This is a genomic window from Streptomyces sp. NPDC006174 (genome assembly GCF_040614075.1).
Taxonomy (GTDB): Bacteria; Actinomycetota; Actinomycetes; order Streptomycetales; family Streptomycetaceae; genus Streptomyces.
The window spans coordinates 72222-92270 of record NZ_JBEXTJ010000020.1 but is presented as its reverse complement, the minus strand read 5'-3'; the positions used below and the strand labels follow the sequence as shown (position 1 = coordinate 92270).

General features: G+C 71.5%; 17 protein-coding genes. 15 read left to right on the top strand and 2 right to left on the bottom strand.

Annotation, left to right across the window (positions count from 1 at the left end; all coding sequences use genetic code 11):
- The first annotated feature begins 206 nt into the window (after positions 1–206).
- From ABZ267_RS32310 to ABZ267_RS32285, 6 genes are all read left to right on the top strand, one after another.
- Positions 207–530, top strand: coding sequence for an integration host factor (locus ABZ267_RS32310; RefSeq protein ID WP_003970367.1), 324 nt, complete (start codon positions 207–209; stop codon positions 528–530).
- Between the two features lie 62 nt (positions 531–592).
- Entirely contained in the window at positions 593–1186 is a 594-nt protein-coding gene (gene gmk / locus ABZ267_RS32305; RefSeq protein ID WP_356754262.1) for a guanylate kinase, read from the top strand.
- Between the two features lie 61 nt (positions 1187–1247).
- Positions 1248–1520: a DNA-directed RNA polymerase subunit omega gene (rpoZ, locus tag ABZ267_RS32300; RefSeq protein WP_015607348.1), complete on the top strand. Its 273-nt coding sequence runs from the start codon at positions 1248–1250 to the stop codon at positions 1518–1520.
- A 139-nt stretch (positions 1521–1659) separates the two neighbouring features.
- Entirely contained in the window at positions 1660–2868 is a 1209-nt protein-coding gene (gene coaBC / locus ABZ267_RS32295) for a bifunctional phosphopantothenoylcysteine decarboxylase/phosphopantothenate--cysteine ligase CoaBC (protein WP_356754260.1), read from the top strand.
- A gap of 235 nt (positions 2869–3103) precedes the next feature.
- A complete protein-coding gene (metK, locus tag ABZ267_RS32290; RefSeq protein WP_030573012.1) occupies positions 3104–4312 on the top strand; it encodes a methionine adenosyltransferase in 1209 nt (402 codons plus the stop codon).
- A gap of 105 nt (positions 4313–4417) precedes the next feature.
- A complete protein-coding gene (locus ABZ267_RS32285; protein ID WP_356754258.1) occupies positions 4418–6583 on the top strand; it encodes a primosomal protein N' in 2166 nt (721 codons plus the stop codon).
- A 279-nt stretch (positions 6584–6862) separates the two neighbouring features.
- On the opposite strand, the gene ABZ267_RS32280 is transcribed toward ABZ267_RS32285, so the two are convergent.
- Positions 6863–7432: a hypothetical protein gene (locus ABZ267_RS32280; RefSeq protein ID WP_356754256.1), complete on the bottom strand. Its 570-nt coding sequence runs from the start codon at positions 7430–7432 to the stop codon at positions 6863–6865.
- Positions 7433–7744: 312 nt separating this feature from the next.
- On the opposite strand from ABZ267_RS32280, the gene fmt reads away from it, so the two are divergent.
- The 4 genes from fmt (at position 7745) to ABZ267_RS32260 (ending at position 12168) form a co-directional block, all read left to right on the top strand.
- Positions 7745–8677: a methionyl-tRNA formyltransferase gene (fmt, locus tag ABZ267_RS32275; RefSeq protein WP_356754254.1), complete on the top strand. Its 933-nt coding sequence runs from the start codon at positions 7745–7747 to the stop codon at positions 8675–8677.
- 97 nt (positions 8678–8774) lie between these two features.
- Positions 8775–10208 carry a transcription antitermination factor NusB gene (locus ABZ267_RS32270; protein ID WP_356754252.1) on the top strand — a complete coding sequence of 478 codons (1434 nt, stop codon included), beginning with the start codon at positions 8775–8777 and terminating at the stop codon, positions 10206–10208.
- Between the two features lie 148 nt (positions 10209–10356).
- Complete coding sequence (gene rpe / locus ABZ267_RS32265; RefSeq protein WP_356754250.1) at positions 10357–11040, top strand: ribulose-phosphate 3-epimerase; 684 nt, start codon at positions 10357–10359, stop codon at positions 11038–11040.
- Positions 11041–11172: 132 nt separating this feature from the next.
- The gene (locus ABZ267_RS32260; RefSeq protein WP_356754248.1) at positions 11173–12168 is read left to right on the top strand and encodes a sugar-binding domain-containing protein; all 996 of its coding nucleotides are present in this window, start codon (positions 11173–11175) and stop codon (positions 12166–12168) included.
- Positions 12169–12256: 88 nt separating this feature from the next.
- Here ABZ267_RS32260 and ABZ267_RS32255 read toward each other — a convergent pair whose 3' ends face one another.
- On the bottom strand, positions 12257–13327 hold the full coding sequence (locus tag ABZ267_RS32255) for a terpene cyclase (RefSeq protein ID WP_356754246.1): 1071 nt from the start codon (positions 13325–13327) through the stop codon (positions 12257–12259).
- Between the two features lie 318 nt (positions 13328–13645).
- Here ABZ267_RS32255 and ABZ267_RS32250 point away from each other — a divergent pair, with 318 nt between their 5' ends.
- The 5 genes from ABZ267_RS32250 to ABZ267_RS32230 all read left to right on the top strand — a co-directional run bounded on the left by ABZ267_RS32250 (position 13646) and on the right by ABZ267_RS32230 (position 20032).
- Positions 13646–15112 (top strand): GuaB1 family IMP dehydrogenase-related protein, encoded by a 1467-nt coding sequence (locus ABZ267_RS32250; protein ID WP_356754244.1) that lies wholly within the window; start codon positions 13646–13648, stop codon positions 15110–15112.
- 162 nt (positions 15113–15274) lie between these two features.
- Positions 15275–16732 carry an aldehyde dehydrogenase family protein gene (locus ABZ267_RS32245; RefSeq protein ID WP_356754242.1) on the top strand — a complete coding sequence of 486 codons (1458 nt, stop codon included), beginning with the start codon at positions 15275–15277 and terminating at the stop codon, positions 16730–16732.
- A gap of 116 nt (positions 16733–16848) precedes the next feature.
- Positions 16849–17307: an Lrp/AsnC family transcriptional regulator gene (locus ABZ267_RS32240; protein ID WP_356754240.1), complete on the top strand. Its 459-nt coding sequence runs from the start codon at positions 16849–16851 to the stop codon at positions 17305–17307.
- Between the two features lie 184 nt (positions 17308–17491).
- On the top strand, positions 17492–18289 hold the full coding sequence (locus tag ABZ267_RS32235; protein WP_356754238.1) for a carbon-nitrogen hydrolase family protein: 798 nt from the start codon (positions 17492–17494) through the stop codon (positions 18287–18289).
- A gap of 48 nt (positions 18290–18337) precedes the next feature.
- Complete coding sequence (locus ABZ267_RS32230; protein ID WP_356754236.1) at positions 18338–20032, top strand: NAD(P)/FAD-dependent oxidoreductase; 1695 nt, start codon at positions 18338–18340, stop codon at positions 20030–20032.
- The last annotated feature ends 17 nt before the right edge of the window (positions 20033–20049 follow it).

Sequence of the window (20049 nt, the reverse complement as noted above, 5' to 3'; positions counted from 1 at the left end):
GGAAACCCGGTGGTTATGCGGTAAATGTCCTGGTCGGCCAAGGCTGACCAGGACTTTTCGTCTGTTCTCGCTGACTACAGCGGCCTTGGCCGCTAGTCTCCGTCGAGAGCAGCCGAGCACACCGTGTTCGTCGCTCACCTGGTGGAGGGCGTCCAGCTCTCCCACCGGTCCGTATCCGACAGATCGACATCCGAGGTGACGTAGGCGTGGCTCTTCCGCCCCTTACCCCTGAACAGCGCGCAGCCGCGCTCGAAAAGGCCGCCGCGGCTCGCCGGGAGCGGGCCGAGGTAAAGAATCGACTCAAGCACTCCGGCGCCTCCCTCCACGAGGTCATCAAGCAGGGCCAGGAGAACGACGTCATCGGGAAGATGAAGGTCTCCGCCCTCCTGGAGTCCCTGCCGGGCGTCGGCAAGGTCCGTGCCAAGCAGATCATGGAGCGTCTCGGCATCTCCGAAAGCCGCCGGGTCCGGGGGCTCGGCTCCAACCAGATCGCATCCCTGGAGCGGGAGTTCGGCGGCAGCCCTGCCTGACGTTCCCGCCGCCGATCCGTCCTGCGTTCTCAGGCACTCCTGAGAACCTGGATAATCGCTCCATGGCTGCAACATCCCGGGGGACGTCCCCCGTACCCCCGGACGTACGTCCGCGGCTGACCGTGCTCTCCGGCCCGTCAGGGGTCGGCAAGAGCACGGTCGTCGCTCATATGCGCACCGTGCACCCCGAGGTCTGGCTCTCCGTGTCGGCGACGACCCGTAAGCCGCGCCCCGGGGAGCGCAACGGTGTGCACTACTTCTTCGTGAACGACGAGGAGTTCGACAAGCTCATCGCCAACGGTGAGCTGCTGGAGTGGGCCGAGTTCGCGGGCAACCGCTACGGCACACCGCGCCGTGCCGTGCTCGACCGCCTGGAGGCGGGTGAACCGGTCCTGCTGGAGATCGACCTCCAGGGCGCCCGGCTGGTCCGCCAGTCGATGGACGACGCGCGCCTGGTCTTCCTGGCCCCGCCCAGCTGGGAGGAGCTGGTGCGCCGGCTCACCGGCCGGGGCACCGAGGCGCCCGACGTGATCGAGCGCAGGCTCGCCGCCGCGAAGGTCGAACTGGCCGCCGAGGCCGAGTTCGATACGACGCTCGTCAACACCTCCGTCGAGGATGTCGCGCGCGAGCTGCTAGCCTTGATGCTTCAGGCCTAGATCTCCGCGATCGATCAGATCTCTCGGATCTTTGATCTACACCCCCTTCGGAAGGCAGAGAGTGTCCTCTTCCATCACCACGCCCGAGGGCATCATCAACCCGCCGATTGATGAGCTCCTCGAGGCCACCGACTCGAAGTACAGCCTGGTGATCTACGCCGCCAAGCGCGCGCGTCAGATCAACGCGTACTACTCGCAGCTCGGCGAAGGTCTCCTTGAGTACGTCGGTCCGCTCGTCGACACCCACGTGCACGAGAAGCCGCTCTCGATCGCGCTCCGCGAGATCAACGCGGGCCTGCTGACCTCGGAGCCCATCGAGGGCCCCGCGCAGTAGCAGGACAGCCCCTCGCACCCCATCAGGCCCGGCGGCCCGTCCGCCGGGCCTGAGGTGTGTCCGGGGCCGGGTGAACACGCTCGGTGCGGTGAGGCAGCATGGAGAGCACGTTGTACGGTGCCGAGTGCGGGGAGACGCAGTGGACAAGCCGAAGGTCGTCCTGGGGGTCAGCGGGGGCATCGCCGCCTACAAGGCGTGCGAGCTGCTGCGCCGGCTGACCGAGTCCGGGCACGATGTACGGGTCGTCCCGACCGCCTCGTCGCTGCACTTCGTCGGCGCCGCCACCTGGTCCGCGCTCTCCGGCCACCCCGTCTCCGACCAGGTCTGGGACGACGTGCACGAGGTGCCGCACGTACGGATCGGACAGGGCGCCGACCTCGTCGTCGTCGCTCCGGCCACCGCCGACATGCTGGCCAAGGCCGCCCACGGTCTCGCCGACGACCTGCTCACCAACACGCTCCTGACCGCCCGCTGTCCGGTGGTCTTCGCTCCCGCCATGCACACCGAGATGTGGGAGCACCCGGCCACCCAGGAGAACGTGGCGACCCTGCGCCGCCGCGGCGCGGTCGTCATCGAGCCCGCGGTGGGACGGCTCACCGGCGTCGACACCGGCAAGGGCCGGCTCCCGGACCCGGGCGAGATCTTCGAGGTCTGCCGCCGGGTGCTGGCGCGCGGGGTCACCGAGCCCGACCTCGCCGGCCGCCATGTGGTGATCAGCGCGGGCGGCACCCGCGAGCCCCTGGATCCGGTGCGCTACCTCGGCAACCGGTCCTCCGGCAAGCAGGGTTACGCGCTGGCGCGCACGGCCGTGGCCCGCGGCGCGCGCGTCACCCTGATCGAGGCCAACACCGGCCTGCCCGACCCGGCCGGGGCCGATGTCGTACGGGTCGGCACGGCGGTCCAGTTGCGGGAGGCGGTCCTCAAGGCGGCCGCCGACGCGGACGTCGTGGTGATGGCGGCGGCCGTGGCCGACTTCCGGCCCGCCGCGTACGCCTCCGGCAAGATCAAGAAGAAGGACGGCGAGGAGGCGCCCGTCGTCCCGCTCGTCCGCAACCCCGACATCCTCGCCGAGGTCGCCACCGAGCGGGCCCGGCCCGGTCAGCTCGTGGTGGGTTTCGCCGCCGAGACCGACGACGTCCTCGCCAACGGCCGGGCCAAGCTCCGCCGCAAGGGATGCGATCTGCTCGTGGTCAACGAGGTGGGCGAGCGCAAGACCTTCGGCTCCGAGGAGAACGAGGCGGTCGTCCTCGCCGCTGACGGAACCGAGACCCCGGTGCCGTACGGACCCAAGGAAGCGCTCGCCGACACGGTCTGGGATCTGGTTTCGGGAAGATTCCAGCAGATGTGACAATCAACCCTCCGGCCGAGCCAGAGTGGTTCATAACGGGATGTAACCACCGTCCGGAACGGTGGATTATCCTTCAGGTGTCCGCCGTGTCACGGGCTGTCGCGCTCCAAAGGGCGAGACGCCTGCCCCGGTGGCCGGGCGTGACCGATAAACTGGTCGACGGTACGCACCGAGCGCAGCTCTCGGCCGTGCCACCCATGATCAGCCAGCAGCCGCTGCAACCCCAGGGAGCGATGTGTCCCGCCGTCTCTTCACCTCGGAATCTGTCACCGAGGGTCACCCCGACAAGATCGCTGACCAGATCAGCGACACGATTCTCGACGCGCTCCTGCGCGACGACCCCGCCTCGCGCGTCGCCGTCGAGACCTTGATCACCACCGGTCTGGTGCATGTCGCGGGCGAGGTCACGACCAAGGCCTACGCCGACATCCCCAACCTCGTGCGCAACAAGGTGCTGGAGATCGGCTACGACTCCTCCAAAAAGGGCTTCGACGGTGCTTCCTGTGGCGTCTCGGTCTCCATCGGCGCGCAGTCGCCGGACATCGCGCAGGGCGTCGACACCGCGTACGAGAAGCGGGTCGAGGGCGATGAGGACGAGCTCGACAAGCAGGGCGCCGGCGACCAGGGCCTGATGTTCGGGTACGCCTGCGACGAGACCCCGGAGCTCATGCCGCTCCCGATCCACATCGCGCACCGCCTCTCGCGGCGCCTGTCCGAGGTACGGAAGAACGGGACCATCCCCTACCTCCGTCCCGACGGCAAGACCCAGGTCACCATCGAGTACGACGGCGACAAGGCGGTCCGTCTGGACACCGTGGTCGTCTCCTCGCAGCACGCCAGCGACATCGACCTGGACTCGCTGCTCGCGCCCGACATCCGCGAGTTCGTCGTCGAGCACGTGCTCGCGCAGCTCGTCGAGGACGGCATCAAGCTGGACACCGAGGGCTACCGCCTCCTGGTGAACCCGACCGGCCGCTTCGAGATCGGCGGCCCGATGGGCGACGCGGGCCTCACCGGCCGCAAGATCATCATCGACACCTACGGCGGCATGGCCCGCCACGGTGGCGGCGCCTTCTCCGGCAAGGACCCGTCCAAGGTCGACCGCTCCGCCGCGTACGCGATGCGCTGGGTGGCGAAGAACGTGGTGGCCGCCGGGCTCGCCACCCGTTGCGAGGTCCAGGTCGCCTACGCGATCGGCAAGGCCGAGCCGGTGGGCCTCTTCGTCGAGACCTTCGGCACCGCCGCCGTCGACACGGAGAAGATCGAGAACGCGATCGGCGAGGTCTTCGACCTCCGCCCGGCCGCGATCATCCGGGACCTCGACCTGCTCCGCCCGATCTACGCCCAGACCGCCGCGTACGGGCACTTCGGCCGTGAGCTCCCGGACTTCACCTGGGAGCGCACCGACCGCGTGGACGCCCTCCGCGCGGCCGCCGGCCTCTAGCAGCACCGTGCACGACAGCGGGGCCCGGACACCGAACGCGGTGGCCGGGCCCCGCCGCTCTGCGCGCGGTCGGCGCTGTCAGTGCCGTCTGGTAGGAATTTGGCTGTGAGCAGCGAGAACGAGCAGTCCGCCGAACCGGGAGCCGGGGCGGCCGAGCCCGGGGCCGGGGCGCCGGAGCAGCTTGCGCTGATCCGGGAGACCGTGCGCCGGGCGAAGGTGCCGCGCGCCAAGCCGCGCACCTGGCGCGGCGCCGCGCTCGCCAAGGAGCTGCCCGTGGCCCGAGTGCTGGTCAACAAGGGCGTCCTCCACCTCGATCAGTTCTTCGACTACGCGGTGCCCGAGGAGCTGGACGCCGACGCCCAGCCCGGCGTTCGCGTACGGGTGCGGTTCGGCGCCGGGCGTCACAACGTGCAGAGCGGGCGGCGCGAGGGCGGCGGCCTGATCGACGGGTTCATCGTCGAGCGCCGCGCCGAGTCCGACTACCAGGGCACGCTGGCCGCCCTCGCCTACGTCGTCTCCCCGGAACCGGTCCTCGGGCCCGAGCTGCTGGCGCTCTCGCGGGCGGTGGCCGACCGGTACGCGGGCAGCCTCGCCGATGTCCTCCAGCTCGCCGTGCCGCCTCGCAACGGCCGCGCCGAGTCCAAGCCGTCGCCGGAGCCGCTGCCGCCGCCTCCGGCCCCGGAGCCGGGCACCTGGGAGCGGTACGGACAGGGTCCCGCCTTCCTCCGGGCCCTGGCCGAAGGTGGTGCGCCCCGAGCCGTCTGGACGGCCCTGCCGGGACCGCACTGGCCCGCGGAGATCGCCCGAGCCGTCGCGGCCACGCTCTCCTCCGGGCGCGGCGCGCTCGTCGTCGTCCCGGACGGGCGGGTCGCCGCACGGGTCGACGCCGCCCTGACCGAGGTGCTCGGCGCGGGCCGGCACGCCGTGCTCACCGCCGACTCCGGGCCCGAGAAGCGCTACCGCCAGTGGCTCGCGGTGCGGCGGGGCTCGGTGCGGGCCGTCGTCGGGACCCGCGCCGCCATGTTCGCGCCGGTCCGGGACCTCGGCCTGGTCGCCGTCTGGGACGACGGGGACTCCAGCCACAGCGACACCAACGCCCCCTTCCCGCACGTCCGCGAGGTCCTGGAGCTACGGGCCACCCAGGGCCGGTCCGCCTTCCTGCTCGGCGGGACGACCTGCACGGTGGAGGCGGCGCAGCTCGTGGAGGGCGGCTGGGCGCTGCCGCTCCTCGCGGACCGGGAGCAGCTGCGGCGGGCCGCGCCTCTGATCCGTACGGTCGGCGACGGCGAGCTGGCCCGGGACGGCGCCGCCCGCTCCGCCCGGCTGCCCAGCCTCGCCTGGCAGACCGTGCGTGACGGCCTGCGCACCGGCCCGGTCCTGGTCCAGGTGCCCCGCCGGGGTTACGCGCCCCGCCTCGCCTGCGAACGCTGCCGCACCCCTGCACGCTGCCGCCACTGCGCCGGGCCCTTGGAGGCGCCGGACCAGCAGGACCTGAACTGCGCCTGGTGCGGCCAGGCCGAGCGCGCCTGGCAGTGCGCGGAGTGCGGCTCCAACCGGCTACGCGCTCAGATCGTCGGCGCCCGCCGCACCGCCGAGGAGCTCGGCCGCGCCTTTCCGGCCGTGCCGGTCCGCACCTCGGGCCGCGACCACATCCTGGACGCGGTGCCCGCGGCTCCGGCGCTGGTCGTCTCCACGCCCGGCGCCGAACCTGTCGCCGAGGGCGGCTACGCGGCGGCGCTGCTGCTGGACGGCTGGGCCATGCTCGGCCGGCCCGACCTGCGGGCGGGGGAGGAGGCGCTGCGGCGGTGGACGGCGGCAGGCGCGCTGGTGCGCGGACAGGACGAGGGCGGCACGGTGGTGATCGTCGCCGAGCCGACGCTGCGGCCGGTGCAGGCGCTGGTCCGCTGGGACCCGGCCGGCTTCGCCCGCCGTGAGCTGGCGGACCGGGCCGAGCTGCGCTTCCCGCCGGTCTCCCGGATGGCCTCGGTGACCGGCCCCGCCGAGGCCCTGTCATCTTTCCTCGCCGCCGCCGACCTGCCGCCGGAGGCCGAGCTGCTGGGACCGGTGCCGGTCCCGTCGGCCGAGCCGGGCCGCCCGCGCAGACCGTGGGACGCGCCGCCGGACGAGAACTGGGAGCGCGTTCTGGTCCGGGTGGTGCCGGGGCGCGGGGCGGCGCTCGCGGGCGCGCTGAAGGCGGCACAGGCGGCGCGTACGGCCAAGGGCGGGGGAGAGCAGGTGCGGATCAGGATCGATCCGCCGGACATCGGCTGAGGGGCCGCTGCGAGCGGGTGGGGTGAGGACCTGTGCCGGACAACGGCTGGGTGGCCCCTGCGAGAGGGCGGCGACTGAGAGCCTGCCCGTCGTGGCGCGAAGCTCCCCGCCGGACATCGGCTGAGTGCCACGTGCCGGCTCGCGGTCGGCAGAGCAAGCGGGGCGGCGGGCCGGGGAGGCCGCCGCTCCGGTTGGTGGGTGTTGCTCCGCAGCAGTCAGGCGCTCGGGGCTGCCCCGCCGTACGGCTCGCACGGTGGGGCAGAGGCGTCGTGCGTACGGTCAGCCGTTGCGCGGGCCCGGGAAGGCTCCGGGGCGCAGCTCCTCGCGGACCGGCTGCTGGCCCGCCGACGGCTGCGGCGGCATCGAGCGGGCCGCGGGCACCGAAGGCACCGGCGAGACGGCACCGCCGGAGGACGATCCCGGCTGGCCGGGGCCTACGGAGACCGGACGGGGCGTCGTCGCGGTGTCGGTGCCCGTCTCGGCCGTCGAGGACTGCGCCGTGGCCCGGCGGGTGCCGTAACGGCGGTGCACCGCCTGCTTGGTGACCCCGAGTGCCGAGCCCACCGCGTCCCAGGAGAAGCCGAGCGAGCGGTCGAAGTCCACCGCCGCGGTGACCAGGGTCTCGACGCTGTCCCGCAGCTCCTGGGCGAGGCGGACGGTGGGGGCCGGGGCCCTGCCGTAGACGACGAAGCCCGCGGAGGGGCCGGAGCGGCGCGGGCGGTAGACGTTGCCCAGCTGGGCGGTGAGTGTGCGCAGCGCGTCCACCTGCCGCCGGACCCGCTCGATGTCCCGCACCAGGAGATGCAGGCTGGCCCGCGCTTGGGCGTCGTGGGTTGCGTGGTCGGCCATGAAGAAGCCTCTCGAACCGGCGTTGAAAGGGATCGGGCCGCATCGCCGGCGGCCCGCTTCGGTCAATCTCCTTTGACCAACGCCCGAGCCGGGTATCTGGTCACGCTATCGGGGCGTATGTGCATATGCACGGGGCGTGCGCGGCGCACGCGCGCCCCCCGGTCGCCGCCCCCGCAAGGGAGCGGCCGGGCCGTGATCGGCCGGGCACCCTAGACTGGTGTGCTGCTCGTCACCGTACGTCCTGGTCCCGCGGAGCCCGAGAGTTCCGCGGGGCCCGAGAGTCCGAGAAGCCCGAGAGGCAGTCAGCCACCCATGAAGCTCGTCTTCGCCGGCACCCCCGAGGTCGCCGTCCCCGCCCTGGACGCCCTGATCGCCTCCGACCGCCACGAGGTGGCCGCCGTCGTGACCCGGCCCGACGCCCCGGCCGGGCGCGGCCGCCGGCTGGTGGCCAGTCCGGTGGCCGAGCGGGCGGCGGAGGCCGGGATCGAGGTGCTCAAGCCGGCGAAGCCCCGCGACGAGGAGTTCCTGGCCCGGCTGCGCGAGATCGCTCCGGACTGCTGCCCGGTCGTCGCCTACGGGGCCCTGCTGCCCAAGGTGGCCCTTGACGTGCCCGCCCGTGGCTGGGTCAACCTGCATTTCTCGCTGCTGCCGGCCTGGCGCGGCGCCGCGCCCGTACAGCACTCGCTGATGGCCGGCGACGAGGTGACCGGCGCCTCCACCTTCCTGATCGAGGAGGGGCTCGACTCCGGGCCGGTCTACGGGGTCCTCACCGAGGAGATCCGGCCCACCGACACCAGCGGTGACCTGCTCACCCGGCTCGCCTTCGCCGGTGCCGGGCTGCTCGCGGCCACCATGGACGGCATCGAGGACGGCACCCTGCACGCCGTACCGCAGCCTGCCGACGGCGTCACCCTGGCCCCGAAGATCACCGTGGAGGACGCCCGGATCAACTGGTCGGCCCCCGCCCTCCGCGTCGACCGCGTGGTGCGCGGCTGCACCCCCGCGCCCGGCGCCTGGACGCTGTTCCGCGGCGAGCGCCTCAAGCTCATCCAGGCCACGCCCGTCCTGGACCGCACCGATCTGGCGCCCGGTGAGCTGGCGGCGGCGAAGAACAACGTGTATGCGGGCACCGGTTCGCACGCCGTCGAGCTGCTCTGGGTCCAGCCGCAGGGCAAGAAGCCGATGAAGGCCGCCGACTGGGCGCGCGGCGTCCGCATCGTCCACGGCGAGCTGCTGGGGCTGTAGCGCCCTTCGCCCGGAGAACCTCTCGTACGAGGGGCCGGGGACGGCGACGTACGCTGGGAGGGTTCGACCCCCTCACCATCAGCGGAGCACCTTTCACGTGAACGACCAGCCGCGTCGCCGTCCCGCCAAGCCCCACCGCCGCCCGCAGAAGGACCCTGTCCGCTTTCTCGCCTTCGAGGCGCTGCGGGCCGTCGACGAGCGGGACGCGTACGCCAACCTCGTCCTGCCTCCGCTGCTGAAGAAGGCCCGCGCCAAGGGTGACTTCGACGGGCGGGACGCGGCGCTGGCGACCGAGCTGGTCTACGGGACGCTGCGCCGCCAGGGCACGTACGACGCGATCGTCGCGGCCTGCATCGACCGGCCGCTCCGCGAGGTCGACCCGCCGGTCCTCGACGTCCTGAACATGGGCGTCCACCAGCTGCTCGGCACCCGCATCCCCACCCACGCGGCCGTCTCCGCCAGTGTGGAGCTGGCCCGGGTGGTGCTGGGCGAGGGACGGGCGAAGTTCGTCAACGCGGTGCTGCGCAAGGTCACCGCGCACGACCTGGACGGCTGGGTGGAGAAGGTCGCGCCCTCGTACGAGGAGGACGCCGAGGACCACCTCGCCGTCGTCCACTCGCACCCGCGCTGGATCGTCTCGGCGCTCTGGGACGCGCTCGGTGGCGGCCGCGCCGGGATCGAGGACCTGCTGGAGGCCGACAACGAGCGGCCCGAGGTGACGCTGGTGGCCCGTCCCGGCCGCTCCACCACCGACGAGCTGGTCAAGGCGCTCGGCGACGAGAACGCGCTGCCGGGCCGCTGGTCCCCGTACGCCGTGCGGATGGCCGAGGGCGGCGAGCCCGGTGCGCTGACGGCGGTCCAGGAGAGCCGGGCCGGCGTGCAGGACGAGGGCAGCCAGCTGGTGGCCGCCGCGCTCGCCGCCGCTCCGGTGGAGGGCCGCGACAGCCGCTGGCTGGACGGCTGCGCCGGTCCCGGCGGCAAGGCCGCTCTGCTGGCCGCGCTCGCCGCCGACCGGGGCGCGACCCTGCTCGCCGCCGAGAAGCAGCCGCACCGGGCCCGGCTCGTCGAGCGTGCGCTCGCCGGCAACCCGGGTCCGTACCAGGTGATCACCACCGACGGCACCCGTCCGCCGTGGCTGCCCGGCACCTTCGACCGCATCCTGATGGACGTGCCGTGCTCCGGCCTGGGCGCGCTGCGCCGCCGTCCGGAGGCCCGCTGGCGCCGCCGCGCCGAGGACCTGGAGAGCTTCGCTCCGCTCCAACGCGGGCTGCTGCGCGAGGCGTTGAAGGCTGTACGGGTCGGAGGCGTCGTCGGTTACGCGACCTGTTCGCCGCACCTCGCGGAGACCCGTGTGGTCGTCGAGGACGTACTGAAGGGGCGTGGCGGCGAGCCGGTGGAGGCCGAGTGGGTCGACGCCCGTCCGCTGATGCCGGGCGTGCCCGCGCTCGGCGACGGGCCCGACGTCCAGCTCTGGCCGCATCTGCACGGCACGGACGCCATGTATCTCGCTGTGCTGCGCAGGACCGGCTGAATATCGTCCTGTCAGCGGGTCCTCCCGCACGGCAAAGGAACGGTAAAGCGCAGGCAAAATGCGCAGAATGTGCGAACTGTGATGGCCAGGTCAGCCTCAGGCGACCGCCGAGGCGAGGAACCGGCGCGGAACGTGGCAGGCTTGGGTCATGGCGCAGATCAACCCCAGCATCCTGTCCGCCGATTTCGCGCGTCTCGCCGATGAGGCGAAGGCCGTCGAAGGCGCGGACTGGCTCCATGTCGATGTGATGGACAACCACTTCGTGCCCAACCTGACCCTCGGCGTGCCGATCGTCGAGGCGCTCGGGAAGGCCACGGACACCCCGCTGGACTGCCACCTCATGATCGAGGACCCGGACCGCTGGGCCCCGCAGTACGTGGAGGCGGGCGCCGGCTCGGTCACCTTCCACGTGGAGGCGGCGGCGGCGCCGGTGCGCCTGGCGCGCGAGATCCGGGCGAAGGGGGCGCGGGCGTCGATGGCGCTCAAGCCCGCGACGCCGATCGAGCCGTACGAGGACCTCCTCCCCGAGCTCGACATGCTGCTGATCATGACGGTGGAGCCGGGCTTCGGCGGCCAGGCCTTCCTGGACATCATGCTGCCGAAGATCCGCCGCACCCGGGAGCTGATCGGCAAGCACGGCCTCGACCTCTGGCTCCAGGTCGACGGCGGGGTCTCCGCCGCCACGATCGAGCGATGCGCCGAGGCCGGCGCGGATGTGTTCGTCGCGGGTTCGGCGGTGTACGGAGCCGAGGACCCGGCGGCTGCGGTGCGGGGTCTGCGGGCGCAGGCGGAGGCGGTCACGGCCGCCGCGCCCTGGGCGTGCGGCCACTGAACCAAGGGCGGATGAACGCGGCCCGACGGGGCCGATCAAGGGTCGCCGGATCTGACAGGATGACGGCGTATCGGGCGTGTGAACAGCAGTGAGGAGATCGCGGTGTCTGGCATCTCGGCGGGTCGGTCAGCCATGCGGATGGGACCCGCGGAGCTGGTGCAGGCGGCGGCCATGGCCCGCCGGTTCTACCTGGAGGGCAAGTCCAAGATCCAGATCGCCGAGGAGTTCGGCGTCAGCCGCTTCAAGGTGGCCCGGGTCCTGGAGACGGCCCTGGAGCGTGATCTCGTACGGATCGAGATCCGGGTGCCGGCCGAGCTGGACGCCGAACGCTCCGACGCGCTCCGGGCCCGCTACGGGCTGCGCCACGCGGTCGTCGTCGAGTCCCCGGCCGAGGAGCAGGAGGACGCCCCCGACCCGGAGAACCTGGGCGAGGTCGCGGCCGACCTCCTCGGCGAGCTGGTGGCCGAAGGCGATGTCCTCGGCCTGGCCTGGGGCCGCTCCACCATCCACATGGCGGCGGCGCTGGACCGGCTTCCGCCCTGCACGGTCGTCCAGCTGACCGGGGTCTACGACGCGGGCACCGCCGAGCGCGGCTCCGTCGAGGCGGTCCGCCGCGCCGCCCAGGTCTCCGGCGGCGAGGCCCACCCCATCTACGCGCCGATGCTGCTGCCCGACCCGGCCACGGCGGCCGCGCTGCGCGAGCAGACGGGCATCGCCCGCGCCTTCGAGTACTTCGACAAGGTGACGGTCGCGGCCGTGTCCATCGGCTCCTGGGAACCGGGCATCTCCACGGTCCACGACATGCTCTCCGACGAGGAGCGCGCCCACTATGCCTCCCTCGGCGTCGCCGCCGAGATGTCCGCGCACCTCTTCGACTCCGACGGCCGCAGAGTCGGCCGCGACCTCGGCGAGCGCTGCATCACCGTGGAGGCGGACCGGCTGCGCCGGATCCCCGAGGTGGTGGCGATCGCGGGCGGCCTGCGCAAGGCGGCCGCGATCGGGGCCGTACTGCGGTCCGGGCTGGTCACCAGCCTGGTCACGGACACCGCCGCGGCCGACTATCTGCTCACCGAGTCGGCGGCCGGAGTCCGCCCGGCGCTGGAGCGGTCCGACCCGGACGGGGAGTGACGGACGCATACGGAAGGTGGCCGGGCACCCTTGAGGGTGCCCGGCCACCTTCCGTAACGCCTCGGCCCTGACGCGGGACGTTGACGCCTCAGCCCTGGCGCGGAACCTCAGCCGCGCGCGGTGCCGCCGCCTCCGCGCGATCGGGCGCTATGCCCAGCACGGTCTCCTCCAGGTACTCCTGCGGCTCCTCGTACTGCGCCACATCGGCCGGGTTGTAGCGCGGCGTCTGGCGCGACCAGTCCAGGTTGCCGCGCATCCAGCTGCGCATCCCTTCGAGGTACGGCACCAGCATGCCGGTCAGCTCCGGATACAGCTCCAGCAGCTCGTCCTCGGCGGTGAGGAACCGCTCCGTCTCCAGCGCCAGCCGCTCCGCGACATGGTCCAGCGCCTGCTGCTCGCCGAAGCCGCGGTGGTGGCGGACCAGGTGCACCAGGTTGTGGATCTCACCGAGCACCTGCTCCTTCTCGAAGGAGTAGACGTCGTTGGCCCAGCACACGTGGTTGCAGGAGGCCTCGAGGGCGGTGATGAACCGAGGGTCGTTGTGGAGCGACTCCGGAGCCTCGATGCCGGTGACGATCTCTATGAGGTCCATGCAGACGTGGATGGCGCCGGTGTGCCGCCGCTTGGCGATGTACGTCTCCTCGGACGGCACCACGTCGTCGGCGCGGTTTCCCGCCTCCCAGGTGGTGGCCGTCGTGAGGTAGGTGATCAGATGCCAGGCGAACCGGGTGCGCCAGTGCGGCGCCGCGCTCGGAGTCGTACGTTCCCACAGGTCCATCAGCGCGATCACGGCGGCCGGGAGATCCTCGTCCGGCAGAGGCGCCGGAGCGGTGCCGTCCACGACGGCGCGCATCCGCTCCACCACGGCGCGCACCAGCTCGGGTGAGCGGCCCAGGTGGCCGTCGTCGAGCTGGTCGTCGACGAGGAAGAGCCAGACGAACCAGTCGGCCACCAGATCGAGGTGCTCCGGTCCGGCCGTCGGGTAGACCATGCCGACGAACGCGCCGAAATCGGCTTGTTCGAAGCGGTTCATCGCGGACTCGCGGTGCACCAGGCCCGTCTGTCTGATCCAGCTGGCCAGGTGACCGCGTGTGTGCCCGACGTGCGGGTTGGTCCGCTGGGGGAACGGGCAGTAGATGTCCGGCAGTTCGCTGTCCACAGGCGGATCTGGATCCTCTCCGGTCAAACGGTGTGCCGAGGCCGTCGATGTGCCCGAGCGGCACCTCGGACACCCCCGAGACCTGCGGCTTTGAAGCTACCTGACCCCTTGTCACCGGGTCCAGAGATGGTGATCACGAATGAATCGAATCCTGTTCGGGTAGAGTCCGTGGGTAAGGCAGGTTCCACTTGCCCGGGACCCCCGACCGCCTCTCCGGAGGCCTCCAAGCGCCTTTTGGAGGAACAGACGAACGCGGGGGTCTTTTGCTGTGTCTTCGTGGAAACGACCTGCACCGTTTCGTATGAAAAAATGAGTGTTATGCGCTTTCTTGAGCCGGGCACCGGTCGCTACACAGACTCCTCCGTGGTTCCGTACGACCTCACGTACGACGACGTCTTCATGGTCCCGGGCCGTTCCGCCGTCGGCTCCCGCCAGGCCGTGGACCTCTCCTCGCCCGATGGCACAGGGACGACGATCCCGCTCGTGGTCGCCAACATGACCGCCATCGCGGGCCGCCGGATGGCCGAAACCATCGCCCGCCGCGGTGGTCTCGTCGTCATCCCGCAGGACATCCCGATCGAGGTCGTCACCGACGTCATCACCTGGGTCAAGACGCGCCACCTCGTCCTGGACACGCCGATCGAGCTGGCCCCCGGCCAGACCGTCGCCGACGCGCTCTCGCTGCTGCCCAAGCGGGCGCACGGCGCTGGCGTCGTCGTCGACGAGGACCGCCGTCCCGTCGGTGTCGTCACCGACCACGACCTGACCGGCGTCGACCGCTTCACCCAGCTCTCCGAGGTCATGTCCAAGGACCTGGTGGTCCTGGACGCGGACATCGACCCGCGCGACGCCTTCAACAAGCTCGACGGCGCCAACCGCAAGCTCGCGCCCGCCGTGGACAAGGACGGCCGCCTCGTCGGCATCCTCACCCGCAAGGCCGCCCTGCGCGCCACGCTCTACACCCCCGCCACCGACGCTCAGGGCCGGCTGCGCATCGCGGCCGCCGTCGGCATCAACGGCGATGTGGCGGGCAAGGCCAAGCAGCTCCTGGACGCGGGCGTCGACACGCTCGTCGTGGACACCGCCCACGGCCACCAGGAGTCCATGATCGCCGCGGTGAAGGCCGTACGCGCTCTGGACCCGCAGGTCCCGATCGTGGCGGGCAACATCGTCGCCGCCGAAGGTGTGCGCGACCTGATCGAGGCCGGAGCCGACATCATCAAGGTCGGCGTCGGCCCCGGCGCCATGTGCACCACCCGGATGATGACCGGCGTCGGCCGGCCGCAGTTCTCCGCCGTCCTGGAGTGCGCCGCCGAGGCGAAGAAGCACGGCAAGCACGTCTGGGCCGACGGCGGCGTCCGCCACCCGCGCGATGTCGCCATGGCACTCGCCGCCGGCGCCTCCAACGTCATGATCGGCTCCTGGTTCGCCGGGACGTACGAGTCGCCCGGCGACCTCCAGCAGTCCGCCGACGGCCGGTACTACAAGGAGTCCTTCGGGATGGCCTCCGCGCGCGCCGTGAAGAACCGTACGTCCGACGAGTCCGCGTACGACCGGGCCCGCAAGGCGCTCTTCGAGGAGGGCATCTCCACCTCGCGGATGTTCCTCGACCCGACCCGTCCGGGCGTCGAGGACCTGGTCGACTCGATCATCGCGGGCGTCCGCTCCTCCTGCACCTACGCCGGTGCCGCCTCCCTGGAGGAGTTCGCCGAGAAGGCGGTCGTCGGTGTCCAGAGCGCCGCCGGATACGCCGAGGGCAAGCCGCTGCACGCCAGCTGGAGTTGATCCGCCGATTCCGTAACACCCCCGCCCCTTCCGGTGATTCATGCCGGGAGGGGCGGTGTCGTACACGGCTTATGAGGTGGCCGGGATGCCGCTTCAACTCTGTTGAAACATAAGTAATATGAAGCGCTATCAGCTGCCTCCCTCTCTGCGGTAAGGGATCTCATGTCCTTCTTCACTGACCTGGCCCATCAGTACATCGACGGCGAGTGGAGGCCGGGGAAGGGGTCCTGGGACATCATCGACTTCAACCCCTTCAACGGCGAGAAGCTCGCCTCGATCCCCGTGGCCACCGCCGAAGAGGTCGACCGGGCCTACCGCGCCGCCGAGCGCGCCCAGCAGGCGTGGGCCGACACCAACCCGTACGCGCGGCGCACGGTCCTGGAGAAGGCGCTGCGGATCGTGGAGGAGCGCGAGCCGGAGATCGCCGAGGCCATCGTCGCAGAGCTCGGCGGCACCCACCTGAAGGCCGGCTTCGAACTGCACCTGGCCAAGGAGTTCCTGCGCGAGGCCATCCAGCTCGCCCTGCGCCCGGCCGGCCAGATCCTGCCCTCGCCGACCGAGGGCAAGGAGAACCGCGTCTACCGCGTGCCCGTCGGCGTCGTCGGTGTCATCAGCCCCTTCAACTTCCCCTTCCTGCTCTCCCTCAAGTCCGTCGCGCCCGCCCTCGCCCTCGGCAACGCGGTCGTCCTCAAGCCGCACCAGAACACGCCGATCTGCGGCGGCACGCTGCTGGCCAAGGTCTTCGAGGACGCCGGGCTGCCCGCCGGACTGCTCAACGTCGTCGTCACCGACATCGCCGAGATCGGCGACACCCTGCTGGAGCACCCCGTACCGCAGGTCATCTCCTTCACCGGCTCCGACAAGGTCGGCCGGCACGTCGCCACCGTCTGCGCCGCCAACCTCAAGCGCGCCATCCTCGAACTCGGCGGCAACAGCGCGCTGATCGTGCTGGACGACGCCGATGTGGAGTACGCGGTCGACGCGGCGGTCTTCAGCCGGTACGTCCACCAGGGCCAGGTCTGCATGGCCGCCAACCGGATCCTGGTCGACCGGGCGGTCGAGGCGGAGTTCACCGAGAAGTTCGTCGCCAAGGTCGCCTCGCTCACCGTCGGCGACCCGGCCGACCCGGCCACCCAGATCGGCCCGCTGATCAACTCCTCGCAGGCCGAGTCCATCTCGCGGCTCGTCGACGAGACCGTCGAGTCCGGCGCCACCGCGCTGCTCCACGGCCGCGCCGACGGCAACGTGGTCAGCCCGTCCGTCCTCACCGGTCTGCCCGCCGACTCGCCCGTCCTCCGGCAGGAGATCTTCGGCCCGGTCGCCCTGATCGTCCCCTTCGACGGCGAGGACGAGGCCGTCCGTATCGCCAACGACACTCCGTACGGCCTCAGCGGCGCCGTGCACACCGGCAACATCGAGCGCGGCGTGCGGGTCGGGCAGCGCATCCACACCGGCATGATCCACATCAACGACGGAACCGTCCACGACGAGCCGATCGTCCCCTTCGGCGGCGAGAAGAGCTCGGGCCTCGGCCGGCTGAACGGCGAGTCGATGGTGGAGGCCTTCACCACCCAGAAGTGGATCTCGGTCCAGCACGGCCGCTCGCAGTTCCCGTTCTGACGGCCTGCGCCGCCGCACCGGGCGCGCCCCGGGCGGCGGCCCGTGGTCTACTGCGGGAGGCGGCACGCGCCGCCTCCCGCCGGCCAGACCCACCGCAGAGAAGTGAACCGCCCGACGTGCGCCTGAACGACCTCGACGAACGCATCGTCCACGCCCTCGCGAAAGACGCCCGGCGCTCCTACGCCGATATCGGCGCGATCGTCGGCCTCTCTGCCCCCGCCGTGAAACGCCGCGTCGACCGGCTCCGCGCCGAGGGCGCGATCACCGGTTTCACCGTGCGCGTCGACCCGGCCGCGCTCGGCTGGGAGACCGAGGGGTTCATCGAGATCTACTGCAGCCGCAACACCTCTCCGGACGCCATCAAGCAGGGCCTCGCCCGCTATCCGGAGATCGCGTCGGCCTCCACGGTGACCGGCGAGGCCGACGCCGTGGTGCAGGTCTTCGCCGCCGACATGCGCCACTTCGAGCAGGTGCTGGAGCGGATCGCGGGGGAGCCGTACGTGGAGCGGACGAAGTCCGTCCTGGTGCTCTCACCGCTGCTGCGCCGGTACTCGGCGGAGGCCCCGCCGGCCTGAAACAGGTGGCGCACATCACGCCGCTGGCCTGCGGTGATGCCGGACGCAACGTTTCGCCGCCACAGGCCTTTCCCGCGCAACGAATCGACGGTCGACGCGCAACACTCGCGCCTTGTCCGGGCCGATCGGGGCCACGTACCTTCGATACGTCTCCCCACCCCGCCCGCACCGTCCGAGGTCAGCCATGCCGCCGTTGCGTACCGCCCTGCTCCAGAGCTCCGGCCGGCCCGGTGCCGTCGCCGAGAACCTGAAGGCGCTGGACGAGGCCGCCGCGCGCGCCGCCGGAGCGGGCGCCCGACTGCTGGTCGCGCCCGAACTCTTCCTGACCGGCTACGCCATCGGCGACGCCGTCCCCGAGCTGGCCGAGCCCGCCGACGGCCCGGGCGCCCAGGCCGTCACCGAGATCGCCGTACGCCACGGCCTCGCCGTCCTCTACGGCTACCCGGAGCGCGACGGCGACCGGATCTTCAACGCCTCCCAGCTCATCGACCCCGACGGTGCGTCGCCGGCCAACTACCGCAAGACCCACCTCTTCGGCTGCTTCGAGCAGGAGTGGTTCACGCCCGGCGAGCGAGCCGTCGTCCAGGCCGACCTGGACGGCCTTCGCATCGGCCTGCTGATCTGCTACGACGTCGAGTTCCCGGAGAACGTCCGGGCGCACGCGCTGGCCGGCACCGACCTGCTGCTGGTGCCGACCGCGCAGATGCACCCGTTCCAGTTCGTCGCCGAGTCCGTCATCCCCGTACGGGCCTTCGAGAGCCAGATGTACGTGGCGTACGTCAACCGGGTCGGCCCGGAAGGCGAGTTCGAGTTCGTCGGGCTGAGCTGCCTGGCCGGTCCCGACGGCACCGTCCGCACCCGCGCGGGCCGCGGCGAGGAGCTCGTGATCGGCGAGGTGGACCCGGAGTTCCTGGCCGCGTCGCGGACCGCCAACCCCTACCTGCACGACCGCCGCCCCGGCCTCTACGGCTCCCTGGCCTGAGCCAGCCTCCTCCCCGAACTTCCGTACCGCGCAAGGAGTCCGTACCCCATGACGTCCACGGTGCCCAACGCCGTCCAGCACACCGACGCCGCCGCCCCGCCGATCACCATGTTCGGGCCGGACTTCCCGTACGCGTACGACGACTTCCTCGCTCATCCGGCCGGCCTCGGCCAGATACCGGCGACCGAGCACGGCCAGGAGGTCGCCGTCATCGGCGGCGGGCTCTCCGGCCTCATCGCCGCGTACGAGCTGATGAAGATGGGCCTCAAGCCCGTCGTCTACGAGGCGGACCAGATCGGCGGCCGGCTGCGCACCGTCGGCTTCGACGGCTGCGACCCCTCGCTCACCGCCGAGATGGGCGCGATGCGCTTCCCGCCGTCCTCCACGGCGCTCCAGCACTACATCGACCTGGTCGGCCTGGAGACCCGCGCGTTCCCCAACCCGCTCTCCCCGGCCACGCCCTCCACCGTCGTCGACCTCAAGGGCGAGTCGCACTACGCCGAGACCATCGACGACCTGCCGCAGGTATACCGCGATGTGGCGAACGCCTGGAACGCCTGTCTGGAGGAGGGCGCCGACTTCTCCGACATGAACCGGGCGCTGCGCGAGCGTGACGTCCCACGCATCCGCGAGATCTGGTCGCAGCTCGTCGAGCAGCTCGACAACCAGACCTTCTACGGCTTCCTCTGCGCCTCCGACGCCTTCAAGTCCTTCCGCCACCGCGAGATCTTCGGCCAGGTCGGCTTCGGCACCGGCGGCTGGGACACCGACTTCCCCAACTCCATCCTGGAGATCCTGCGGGTCGTCTACACCGAGGCCGACGACCATCACCGCGGCATCGTCGGCGGCAGCCAGCAGCTCCCGCTGCGCCTGTGGGACCGCGAGCCGCAGAAGATCGTCCACTGGCCGCTCGGCACCTCGCTGGCCTCCCTGCACGGCGGCGAGCCGCGCGGCGCCGTGACCCGGCTGACCCGTACGGCGGGCAACCGCATCACGGTCACCGACGCCACCGGCGACATCCGCACCTTCCGGGCCGCCGTCTTCACCGGCCAGTCCTGGCTGCTGCTCTCCAAGATCGACTGCGATGACGCGCTCTTCCCGATCGACCACTGGACGGCGATGGAGCGCACCCACTACATGGAGTCGTCCAAGCTGTTCGTGCCGGTGGACCGGCCGTTCTGGCTGGACAAGGACGAGCTCACCGGCCGCGACACCATGTCGATGACGCTGACCGACCGGATGACCCGCGGCACGTACCTCCTGGACGACGGCCCCGACAAGCCCGCCGTCATCTGCCTCTCCTACACATGGTGCGACGACAGCCTGAAGTGGCTGCCGCTCTCGCCGAAGGAGCGCATGGAGGTCATGCTGAAGTCGCTCGGCGAGATCTACCCGAACGTCGACATCCGCAGCCACATCATCGGCAACCCGGTCACCGTCTCCTGGGAGAACGAGCCGTACTTCATGGGCGCGTTCAAGGCTAACCTGCCGGGCCACTACCGTTACCAGCGGCGGCTGTTCACCCACTTCATGCAGGACAGGCTGCCCGCCGACAAGCGCGGCCTCTTCCTCGCCGGCGACGACATCTCCTGGACGGCCGGCTGGGCCGAGGGCGCCGTACAGACCGCGCTCAACGCGGTGTGGGGCGTGATGCACCAGTTCGGCGGGACGACCGACCCGACGAACCCGGGCCCCGGCGACGTCTTCGACGAGATCGCACCGGTGGAGCTTCCCGAGGACTGATCCGGAGGCTGTCGTAC